A 921-nucleotide genomic window follows, 5' to 3' on the forward strand; every position below is an offset into this window, starting at 1 on the left:
CTAGGGTCCGTCTTCAAAGATCATCGAATGGTGGATCATGATGAGGTGATACGCCGTCATGAACTCACTGACCAGGAGTGGGAGTTACTCGCTCCCCTCATACCGCGGGCTGCGACGGGGCGGCCGCGTGTGTCGGACCGGCAGGTCATCAACGGGATGGTGTACAAGATCCGCACCGGGATCTCCTGGCGTGACCTGCCGGAACGCTACGGCTCATGGCAGACGGTCTACACCCGCTTCCGCCGCTACGCCCTGGACGGCGTGTTCACCCAAGCTCTCCAGCAGATCCAGGCCCGCGCGGACGCGGCCGGTGACATCGACTGGCTCGTGCAGATCGACTCCACCATCGTCCGCGCCCACCAGCACGCCGCCGCCACCGGCCGAAAAGGGGGACCCACCGGCCGGACGAACCGGACGATCACGCCCTCGGCCGATCCCGCGGAGGATTGACCACCAAAATCCACCTCGCCTGCGACGGCCGCGGCCGCCCCCTCGCGATCCTGCTGACCCCAGGCCAACGCCACGACAGCATCTGCGCGCGCCCCCTCATGGAACGGATCCGGGTCCCGCGAACCGGCCCTGGCCGGCCACGTTGCAGACCCGATCAGGTCATCGCGGACAAGGCCTACAGCTCCCGCGGCTTCCGCGCCTACCTGCGACGACGCGGCATCGCGTGCACCATCCCGGAGAAGAACGACCAACGGCGACACCGCCACAACCGCGGCCGCCGTGGCGGCCGGCCACCGGCATTCGACCGGCAGATCTACCGCCGGCGCAACCTCGTCGAACGCTGCTTCAACCGCCTCAAGGGCTTTCGTGGCATCGCCACCAGATACGACAAGACCGCCACCTCTTACGAGGCAGCGGTCAGTCTCGCGTCATTCCTGCTCTGGGCAAGATCCGTTTGAAGACGGACCCTAG

The 921-nt window shown here is 66.9% G+C and carries 1 protein-coding gene; it reads left to right on the plus strand.

Annotation, left to right across the window (positions count from 1 at the left end; translation table 11 throughout):
• The first annotated feature begins 48 nt into the window (after nt 1–48).
• Nucleotides 49–908, plus strand: a protein-coding gene (locus ACFPIH_RS56320; RefSeq protein ID WP_381188153.1) for an IS5 family transposase whose coding sequence is annotated in 2 segments (ribosomal slippage) — nt 49–394 and nt 394–908 — 861 coding nt in all. Because the reading frame shifts where the segments join, the coding sequence is not laid out codon by codon here.
• Nucleotides 909–921 lie beyond the last annotated feature (13 nt).

This window comes from Streptomyces vulcanius (assembly GCF_042653945.1).
Classification (GTDB): domain Bacteria; phylum Actinomycetota; class Actinomycetes; order Streptomycetales; family Streptomycetaceae; genus Streptomyces; species Streptomyces mangrovi.